Below are 9854 nucleotides of genomic sequence, written 5' to 3'. Positions count from 1 at the left end.
AGATGGCGAGCCGCTTGAACCAGCACGGCTGGAAGCTGGAAATGAAGGATCTCTTCCAGCACCCGACGATCGAAGAACTGACACAATATGTGGAGCGTGCCGAAGGCAAACAGGCAGACCAAGGCCCGGTGGAGGGCGAAGTTATCCTGACGCCGATTCAGCGCTGGTTCTTTGAAAAGAACTTCACGAACAAACATCACTGGAACCAGTCGGTTATGCTTCATGCCGCGAAGGGCTTTGATCCTGAACGGGTTGAAAAGACATTGCAGGCACTGATTGAGCATCATGACGCGCTTCGCATGGTCTACCGCGAGGAACAAGGGGAGATCGTTCAATTTAACAAAGGGCTTGATGCTGTCTCTGTTCACTTAGAGATCACCAAACTTGAGGGACAGGCTATAGATCATGAAGACCGCATAGAGAGAGAAGCGGAGCGTCTGCAAAGCAGCATCAATTTGAAGGAAGGCGGCTTGTTAAAAGCAGGCTTGTTCCAAGCGGAAGATGGAGACCACTTGCTGCTTGTGATTCACCACTTAGTGGTTGACGGTGTATCGTGGCGGATTTTACTGGAGGATTTCGCTGCGGTTTATACACAGCTGGAGCAAGGGAACGAGCCGGTTCTTCCGCAGAAAACCCATTCGTTTGCGGAGTATGCAGAGAGATTACAAGACTTCGCAAATTCCAAGGCCTTTCTGAAAGAAAAAGAGTATTGGAAACAGCTTGAAGAACAGACTGTCCCGGTGAAGCTTCCGAAAGACCGCGAATCTAGTGATCAGCGAATGAAACATACAAAGACAATCGGATTCTCGCTGACTGCTGAAGAGACAGAACAGCTTACCACTAAGGTGCATGAGGCTTATCATACAGAAATGAATGATATTTTGCTGACGGCATTTGGATTAGCGATGAAGGAGTGGACAGGTCAGGAGCAAGTGAGTGTTCATTTAGAGGGGCATGGACGTGAAGATATCGTAGAAGACCTGGCCATTTCCCGGACAGTCGGCTGGTTTACGAGTATGTTCCCGATGGTGCTGGATATGAAGCATGCGGATGATTTGGCTTATCAGCTGAAGCAAATGAAAGAAGACATCAGACATATCCCGAACAAGGGAGTGGGCTACGGCATTTTGCGCTATTTGACAGCGCCGGAGCATAAAGAAGATGTGGCGTTCTCCATTCAGCCGGATGTCAGCTTTAACTATTTAGGGCAGTTCGACGAAATGTCGGATGCAGGTTTATTCACGAGATCAGAGCTGCCATCAGGACAGTCATTAAGCCCGGACACGGAAAAACCGAACGCGCTTGATGTTGTCGGATATATTGAAAATGGAAAACTGACGATGTCACTGGCCTATCATTCTCTCGAATTTCATGAAAAAACGATACAGACATTCAGTGACAGCTTTAAGGCCCATCTTCTTAGAATCATTGAACATTGCCTATCTCAAGATGGCACGGAACTAACGCCGAGTGACCTTGGCGACGACGATTTGACGCTGGGTGAGCTTGATAAATTAATGGAAATTTTCTAATAGAGGTGGCATATGAGCAAAAAATCAATTCAAAAGGTGTACGCACTTACACCGATGCAGGAAGGAATGCTGTATCATGCGATGCTTGATCCGCATTCTTCCTCTTACTTCACACAATTAGAGCTTGGCATTCAAGGTGTTTTTGATCTTGAAATCTTTGAGAAAAGCGTCAATGAACTGATCCGGTCATACGATATTCTCCGTACGGTATTTGTGCACCAGCAGCTGCAAAAGCCGCGTCAGGTTGTGTTAGCGGAACGCAAGACAAAGGTGCACTATGAAGATATCAGTCATGCAGACGAGGATCGCCAGAAAGACCACATTGAGCGTTACAAACAAGACGTTCAGCGCCAAGGCTTTAACCTGGCAAAAGACATTTTGTTCAAGGTGGCAGTTTTCCGCCTCGATGCAGATCAGCTGTATCTTGTCTGGAGCAATCACCATATTATGATGGACGGCTGGAGCATGGGCGTGCTGATGAAAAGCCTGTTCCAAAACTACGAAGCGCTCAGAGCAGGCCGCGCACCTGCAAATGGGCAGGGCAAGCCATATTCCGACTATATTAAGTGGCTTGGAAAACAGGATAATGAAGAAGCGGAAGGCTACTGGAGCGAACGCTTGGCAAATTTTGAACAGCCAAGCGTGCTCCCGGGCCGCTTGCCGGAGAAGAAAGACGAGTATGTGAACAGAGAATACTCATTTACATGGGATGAGGAACTGGTTGCACGCATTCAGCAAACGGCGAACCGCCATCAAGTGACGGGGCCTAACCTGTTTCAGGCGATCTGGGGAATCGTCCTCAGCAAATATAACTTTACGAATGATGTTGTCTTCGGCACGGTCGTATCGGGACGGCCGTCTGAAATCAACGGAATCGAAACAATGGCGGGGCTCTTCATCAATACCATTCCGGTGCGTGTAAAGGTTGATCGGCAGTCTACATTCGCTGATATTTTCACAGCCGTTCAGCAGCATGCGGTGGAGGCGGAGCGCTACGATTACGTGCCGCTTTACGAGATTCAAAAACGTTCAGCCTTGGACAGCAGTCTTTTGAACCATCTTGTCGCTTTTGAAAATTATCCGCTTGATCAAGAGCTTGAAAACGGCAGCATGGAAGACAGGCTCGGGTTCTCTATCAAGGTTGAGAGCGCATTTGAACAAACAAGCTTTGATTTCAACCTCATTGTTTACCCGGGTAAAACCTGGACCGTCAAAATCAAATATAACGGCGCTGCATTTGATTCTGCTTTTATTGAACGGACAGCAGGACATCTCACCCGCATGATGACAGCCGCTGTCGAGCGGCCGGACGCCTTTGTGCGTGAGCATGGGCTTGTGGGAGAAGAAGAGCAGCGGCAAATTGTGGAGACCTTTAACAGCACTTCAACAGAACTCCCTGAAAGAATGGCTGTTCATCAAGTATTTGAAGAACAAGCAAAGCGGACACCGGCAAGTACTGCCCTCGTATATGAAGGAGCCGAGCTGACGTACCGCGAGCTGAACGAAGCGGCGAACCGTCTGGCGAGAAAGCTTATCGGGCAAGGTCTTCAACAGGGTGAAACAGCAGCCATTATGAATGACCGTTCGGCAGAGACTGTTGCCGCCATACTGGCTGTTTTAAAAGCCGGCGCCGCATATGTGCCGCTTGATCCCGCACTTCCGGAGGATCGGCTCCGTTTCATGGCGGAGGACAGCTCGATTCGGATCGCTTTAGCTGGAGAGGCCTATACAAAACAGGCAAATCAGCTGCAAGTGCCGGTTCTCCCCCTGGAAGGCGTCTTTGAAGAGAATGAAACGGCTGACAATCTGAATCTGCCCGCCGATCCGACTGATCTGGCTTACATCATGTACACGTCAGGTTCGACCGGAAAACCGAAAGGCGTCATGATCGAACACAAAAGCATTCTGCGTCTCGTCAAAAATGCAGGATACGTTCCTGTTCATGAAGAAGACCGCATGGCGCAAACGGGAGCTGTCAGCTTTGATGCCGGCACATTTGAGGTCTTTGGTGCGCTGCTGAACGGCGCGGCGCTTTATCCGGTGAAAAAAGAGACACTGCTTGACGCGACACGGTTTTCAGCGTTCCTGCGTGAGCAGAAAATTACGACGATGTGGCTGACATCGCCATTATTCAACCAGCTTGCTGCAAAGGATGCCGGCATGTTTGGCACACTGCGCCATTTAATCATCGGCGGAGACGCGCTCGTGCCGCATATTGTAAGTAAAGTGAAACAGGCATCGCCGTCGCTTTCTCTGTGGAACGGGTACGGCCCGACAGAAAATACGACATTTTCTACAAGCTTTTTGATTGATCGCGAGTACAGCGGTTCAATTCCAATCGGGAAGCCAATCGGAAATTCCACTGCATACATCATGGATGAGCAGCAGCGTTTGCAGCCGATCGGAGCGCCCGGTGAACTGTGTGTCGGGGGAAGCGGCGTGGCACGGGGCTACGTCAACCTCCCAGAGCTGACGGAGAAGCAATTTCTCGAAGATCCGTTCAGACCAGGTGAAAAAATGTATCGAACTGGCGACTTGGCGAAATGGCTTCCGGACGGGAATATCGAGTTTTTAGGAAGAATTGATAACCAGGTGAAGGTGCGCGGGTTCCGGATTGAGCTTGGGGAGATCGAAAACAAATTGAACATGGCCGAACATGTGACAGAGGCTGCCGTGATCATTCGCAAGAACAAAGCGGATGAAAATGAAATCTGCGCGTACTTTACGGCGGATCGCGAAGTGTCTGTGAGCGGGCTGAGAAAAACGCTGTCTCAATCATTGCCGGACTATATGGTTCCTGCCCATTTGATCCAGATGGACAGCCTGCCGCTTACACCAAACGGAAAAATCAATAAAAAAGAACTGCCTGCGCCTCAATCAGACGCTGTGCAGTCTGAATATGCAGCACCCAAAACAGAGAGTGAAACGAAATTAGCTGAGATTTGGGAAGGGATACTTGGCGTTAAAGCAAGCGTTACAGATAACTTCTTTATGATCGGCGGACATTCTCTGAAAGCGATGATGATGACGGCGAAAATTCAAGAGCATTTCCACAAGGAAGTACCGATTAAAGTGCTTTTTGAAAAGCCGACCATTCAAGAACTGGCACTGTATTTGGAAGAGAGCGAAAGCAAGGAGGAGCAGACGTTTGAACCGATCAGGCAAGCACCTTATCAGCAGCATTATCCTGTATCCCCGGCCCAGCGGAGAATGTACATCCTCAATCAGCTTGGACAAGCAAGCACAAGCTACAACGTCCCTGCTGTACTTTTGCTGGAGGGAGAAGTAAACAAAGACCGGCTTGAACATGCGATTCAGCAATTAATTGATCGGCACGAAATTCTCCGTACGTCGTTTGACATGATAGACGGAGAAGTCGTACAGACCGTTCATAAAAACATATCGTTCCAGCTGGAGGCTGCCAAGGGACGGGAAGAAGACGCGGAAGAGCTGATCAAATCGTTTGTTCAGCCGTTTGAGTTAAACCGCGCGCCGCTCGTCCGTTCGAAGCTTGTCCAGCTTGAAGAAGAACGCCATCTGCTGCTCATTGATATGCATCATATCATTACGGACGGCAGCTCGACTGGCATTCTCATCGGCGATCTCGCCAAAATCTATCAAGGCGCAGATCTGGAGCTCCCGCAGATTCACTATAAGGATTACGCTGTCTGGCAAAAAGAACATGCGGATCATCAAAAAGATGAAGCATACTGGCTGGATACGTTTAAAGGCGAGCTGCCGGTTCTTGACCTTCCGGCGGATTTCCCGCGGCCTGCAGAACGGAGCTTTTCCGGGGAGCGCGTCATGTTCGGGCTTGATAAACAAATCACGGCTCAAATCAAATCGCTGCTGTCAGAAACAGACACAACAATGTACATGTTCCTTTTAGCCGCATTTCATGTATTGCTCTCTAAGTATGCGTCACAGGATGACATCATCGTCGGCTCACCGACTGCGGGCAGAACACATCCTGATTTGCAAGGTGTGCCGGGTATGTTTGTCAACACGGTGGCATTACGGACAGCGCCTGCGGGGGACAAAACCTTTGCGCAATTCCTAAACGAAGTCAAAACGGTCAGTCTTCAAGCATTCGAGCACCAAAGCTATCCGCTTGAGGAATTGATTGAAAAGCTGCCGCTCACAAGGGACACAAGCCGTAGCCCGCTGTTCAGCGTTATGTTCAACATGCAGAACATGGAGATTCCTTCTTTGAAATTAGGAGATTTGAAGATTTCTTCCTATTCTATGCTACATCACGTGGCGAAATTTGATCTGTCCTTGGAAGCTGTCGAACGTGAAGAAGAAATCGGTTTAAGCTTTGACTACGCAACTGTCTTATTTAAGGACGAGACAATCCGCCGCTGGAGCAGCCACTTTGTCAATTTGATCAAAGCAGCTGCGGTTAACCCGAATGTACGGCTGTCTGATTTGGAGATTCTTTCATCGGCTGAAACGGCAGCTTTGCTTGAAGAGAAAAAACAAACCACTCATTCTGGCGAAGACACGTTTGTATCACTTTTCGAAAAACAGGTGCAGCAAACACCTGATGATCCGGCTGTGATTTCTGGCGGAAACCAGCTGACCTATCGTGAGCTTGATGAACAGGCGAACCAGCTGGCGCATCATTTGCGCGCGCACGGGGCAGGAAGTGAAGACATCGTAGCCGTTGTCATGGATCGTTCAGCTGACCTAATGACAGCTATTCTTGGGGTCATGAAGGCGGGAGCCGCTTTTCTTCCGATTGATCCGGATACGCCTGAGGAACGAATCCGCTATTCATTAGAAGACAGCGGTGCGAGATTTACAGTCGTGAATGAAAGAAATATGACTGCCATAGGGCAATATCAAGGAACCACGATCAATATCGATAAAGCGGATTGGCGGAATGAAAACAAGGAGCGTCCGGAATTGATGTCTGGGCCTCAGAATCTTGCATATATCATTTACACATCCGGCACGACCGGGAAGCCGAAGGGTGTGCAGATTGAGCATCGCAATCTGACAAACTATGTTTCTTGGTTTAGCAAAGAGGCGGGCCTGACAAAAACGGATAAGTCTGTCTTGCTTTCGTCTTACGCCTTCGACTTGGGTTATACAAGCATTTTCCCTGTGCTTCAAGCAGGCGGTGAGCTTCACATTGTGCCGAAAGAAACCTATACGGCGCCCGATCAGATTGGCCGTTATATTAAGGAGCACGGCATCACGTATATCAAGCTGACACCGTCCCTGTTCCATACGATGGTGAACACGGCCAGCTTTACAAAGGAGCCGCATTTTGAATCCCTGCGCTTGATTGTGTTGGGAGGAGAAAAGATTATCCCTGCTGATGTTCTAGCGTTCAGCAAAGTATATCGGCATACCGAATTTATCAATCACTACGGTCCGACCGAAGCAACAATCGGCGCCATTGCCGGACGGGTTGACCTGACTGAACCTGGCACATTCGCGAAACGGCCGACAATCGGACGGCCGATTGCCAATACCGGCGCACTTGTCTTAAATGAGTCATTGAAGCTTGTGCCTCCGGGAGCGAGCGGTCAGTTATATATCACAGGACAGGGGCTTGCCAGAGGATATCTCAGCCGTCCTCAGCTCACATCCGAGAAATTCGTTGAAAACCCGTATGCGCCGGGGAGCCTGATGTACAAGACCGGAGATGTCGTCCGGAGACTGGCGGACGGTACGGTTGAATTTATCGGCCGGGCTGATGATCAGGTGAAAATCCGTGGCTACCGCATAGAGCCGAAAGAAATTGAAACGGTCATGCTTAGCCTCAGCGACATTCGAGAAGCGGTAGTGCTTGCGGTTTCTGAGGGCGGGCTTCAAGAGCTTTGTGCGTATTATACGGCGGATCAAGCCATTGAAAAAGCAGAGCTCCGGAAACAGCTTTCACAAATACTGCCGTCTCATATGATCCCTGCCTTCTTCGTGCAGGTAGATGTCATCCCACTCACGGCAAACGGGAAGACCGACAGAAACGCATTGCCGAAGCCGAACGCAGCGCAATCCGGATATGAGGCGTCAGCTGCTCCGGAAACAGCACTTGAAGAAAGCCTTTGCCGCATCTGGCAGAAAACACTCGGCATTGAAGCGATCGGAATCGATGACAATTTCTTCGATTTAGGCGGCCATTCACTAAAAGGAATGATGCTCATCGCCAATATACAGGCGGAATTGGAGAAAACCGTGCCGCTTAAAGCGCTGTTCGAGCAGCCGACTGTACGCCAGCTGGCGGCTTACATGGAGGAATCGGCAGCATCAGGCGGCTATCACATGTTAAAGCCGGCTGACAAACAAGATGTGTATCCATTGTCATCCGCACAGAAACGGATGTACGTGCTCAATCAGCTTGACCGGCAGACGATCAGCTATAATATGCCATCGGTTCTTCTGATGGAAGGCGAGCTTCACATTTCGCGCCTGAGAGAATCACTTAACCAGCTCGTAAACCGTCATGAATCATTGCGCACGTCATTTACGGAAGCAGACGGAGAGCCTGTCCAGCGCATTGTTGAGGAGGCATCAATTGATCTTCATGTGTTTGATGCAGAAGAGGGCGAGGCGGAACGGAAGATTAAGGAATTTATCAGGCCATTCGACTTAAGCAACGCTCCGCTCATTCGCGCGGCATTACTCCGAATGGCAGACCAAAAACATCTGCTTCTATTGGATATGCATCACATTATCGCGGATGGTGTATCAAGAGGTATTTTCGTTAAAGAATTGGCATTGCTTTATAAAGGCGAACAGCTTCCAGAGCCGAAGCTTCATTATAAGGATTTCGCTGTTTGGCAAAATGAAGCCGGACAGAAAGAACGGATGAAGGAGCATGAGCAATACTGGCTATCAGTTCTCTCAGGCGAACTGCCGGAGCTTGACCTTCCGCTTGATTACACCCGACCGCCTGTTCAAAGCTTTGAAGGGGATACTGTCCGTTTCCGCGCGGGAAGCGGGACGGCAAAGGCGATTGAAAAACTGCTCGCAGAAACGGGAACGACTTTGCATATGGTGCTTCATACCGTCTTCCATGTCTTTTTAAGCAAAATCTCCGGACAGCGGGATATCGTGATCGGCTCGGTTACAGCAGGCCGCACGAATGCCGACGTGCAAAACATGCCGGGGATGTTCGTCAATACGCTTGCACTGAGAATGGAAGCAGGAGAAAAGCAGACATTTGCAGAGCTTCTGGAGCAAGCAAAGGAGACGAATCTGTCAGCGCTTGAGCATCAGGAGTATCCGTTTGAAAGTCTGGTCAACCAGTTAGACCTTCCTCGGGATATGAGCCGAAATCCATTGTTTAATGTGATGGTTACGACAGAAAACCCTGATAAAGAACAGCTTGAGCTGCAAGATCTCACGATTTCACCTTATGAGGCCCATCAGGGAACATCGAAGTTTGATCTGACATTAGGCGGTTTCACTGACGAAAACGGCATCGGTCTGCAGCTGGAATATGCGACGGATCTATTCTCAAGAGAAACAGCTGAGAAATGGAGCGAATATGTCCTCCGCTTATTGCAGGCTGTTGCGGAAAATCCAAACCAGCCGCTTTCCAGCCTGTCGCTCGTCAACGAGACAGAAAAACAAACGCTTCTGGAGGCATGGAAAGGAAAAACGCTGCCTGTGCCGACAGACAAAACGGTTCATCAGCTGTTTGAAGAAACCGTTCAGCGCCATAAAGACCGCCCGGCTGTCACGTATAACGGGCAGTCATGGACGTACGGCGAGCTGAATGCGAAGGCGAACCGTCTGGCGCGGATTTTGATCGACTGTGGCATCAGCGCGGATGAGCGCGTCGGCATTCTGACGAAGCCGTCGCTTGAAATGTCCGCCGCGGTGCTTGGTGTCCTGAAGGCGGGCGCGGCATTTGTGCCGATTGACCCTGACTATCCGGATCAGCGGATTGAATATATCCTACAGGACAGCGGTGCGACGCTTCTCTTGAAACAGGAAGGCATCACAGTGCCGGACAGCTACACGGGCGAGGTCATTCTTCTTGACGGCAACCGGACGATCCTGAGTCTGCCGCTTGATGAAAACGATGAGGAAGATCCGCAGACCGACACAACCGCGGATCACCTTGCTTATATGATTTACACGTCAGGAACGACCGGACAGCCGAAGGGTGTTATGATCGAGCACCATGCGCTTGTGAACCTGTGCTTCTGGCATCATGACGCGTTCGGCATGACGGCGGAGGACCGCAGTGCGAAGTACGCGGGCTTCGGGTTCGACGCTTCCATTTGGGAGATGTTCCCGACCTGGACGATCGGCGCTGAGCTTCACGTCATTGATGAAGCGATCCGCCTTGATATCACCCGC

At 50.0% G+C, this 9854-nt stretch carries 2 protein-coding genes; both read left to right on the top strand.

What is annotated here, in order from left to right:
• The coding region (locus LJF29_RS21035) for a condensation domain-containing protein (RefSeq protein WP_229150295.1) at positions 1-1532 on the top strand (1532 nt) is incomplete at its 5' end.
• A gap of 12 nt (positions 1533-1544) precedes the next feature.
• The coding region (srfAB, locus tag LJF29_RS21370) for a surfactin non-ribosomal peptide synthetase SrfAB (protein WP_420709714.1) at positions 1545-9854 on the top strand (8310 nt) is incomplete at its 3' end.

Origin of the sequence: Bacillus sp. LBG-1-113 (assembly GCF_020708615.1) — a bacterium.
GTDB classification, from domain to species: Bacteria; Bacillota; Bacilli; order Bacillales; family Bacillaceae; genus Bacillus; species Bacillus mojavensis.
Note: the sequence above shows the minus strand (reverse complement) of the source record. Positions and strands in the feature narration are given on the sequence as shown.